The organism is Gilvimarinus gilvus (assembly GCF_030518155.1).
Classification (GTDB): domain Bacteria; phylum Pseudomonadota; class Gammaproteobacteria; order Pseudomonadales; family Cellvibrionaceae; genus Gilvimarinus; species Gilvimarinus gilvus.
In genome coordinates this window covers 1-333 of sequence record NZ_JAULRU010000295.1, presented here as the reverse complement: position 1 = coordinate 333, position 333 = coordinate 1, and the positions used below count along the sequence as shown (strand labels likewise).

At 47.1% G+C, this 333-nt stretch carries 1 protein-coding gene; it reads right to left on the bottom strand.

Annotation, left to right across the window (positions count from 1 at the left end):
* On the bottom strand, positions 1-333 hold a 333-nt coding region (locus QWI17_RS04885), incomplete at both ends, for a hypothetical protein (RefSeq protein WP_302721391.1).

Genomic DNA, 333 nt, shown 5'->3' with positions numbered 1-333 from the left:
CAGGAGAGCCGAGGCATCAATGCGGCTATACTTCAATGCAACAGGCATTTTTACACTGCTTTTATGCGCTGTAAGCAGTTCACCAAAGGCCTTTAAAGGACGCTCCCGAAGCTGCTGTTCATCGCAATCTATCTCTATATGCTTACCATACCGCGCTCTGCACTGGGTAATATCGACAACGGAATTACCTCGTACTTTAAGTTTATCCGTCCCGGAATAGCTATCGACAGTAATTTCACCCTCAATTAGCAACACAGCATCTTTGACCAATACCGTCCGGTACTCATCGTAAGCCTCACCAAACAGAGAGACTTCAATCCGCGAAGTGCGGTC